This is a genomic window from Paraburkholderia sp. BR14320 (assembly GCF_040948665.1).
In the GTDB taxonomy this organism is placed as follows: Bacteria; Pseudomonadota; Gammaproteobacteria; order Burkholderiales; family Burkholderiaceae; genus Paraburkholderia; species Paraburkholderia youngii.
Genome location: NZ_JBFPKG010000243.1, coordinates 1 through 605, shown reverse-complemented (window position 1 = coordinate 605; position 605 = coordinate 1). Strand labels below are relative to the sequence as shown.

The window sequence follows — 605 nt, the reverse complement described above, 5'->3', positions numbered from 1 at the left end:
GTTCCAGAACCATTCGCACAGCCCGCTCACGAACTTCAGGCGAGTACCTTGGGCACTTCTTCTTCGTGTTTTCCATAGCTCCATTTTCTCAAGAAGTGGAGCCTCCGGAAATCCCGGGGCGGTTCATGACCACGGAGCGCCGGGGCTTGTGTCGCGTCGTCGCTCGAAGCCCAGCAACAACCGCCTGGACGCTGTGACAGCCGATCGGGCCATCTCGATCATCCGGGATCGCTACTCGGATTTCGGGCCGACGCTGGCCTGCGAGAAGCTGCGTGAATGCCACGGCATCCGCCTGGCGAAGGAAACGGTCCGGCAATTGATGATGGATGCCCAGCTGTGGGTGCCGCGCCGTCAACGTCCGCCGAAAATCTATCAGCCACGTGCTCGTCGCGCCTGTCTGGGCGAACTGATCCAGATCGATGGTTGCGATCATCGGTGGTTTGAGGATCGGGCGCCGGCGTGCGCACTGCTGGTGTATGTGTTAGCGCCGATGTAAAACTGACCCACCCGCCGAAGTAAACCTGACCCACCTGGGAGAGGATGGCGGCTTTTTGCCGCCGATGCTGACTCAGGAGCAAGCAGTGGAAATCAAGGTATTGGCAAGA

1 pseudogene is annotated in these 605 nt (G+C 59.8%); it reads left to right on the top strand.

From position 1 onward, the window contains the following. Window positions 1-199: 199 nt before the first annotated feature. A pseudogene (locus tag AB3X89_RS40130) lies at window positions 200-481 on the top strand (ISNCY family transposase); the annotation flags it as partial. Between the last annotated feature and the right edge of the window lie 124 nt (window positions 482-605).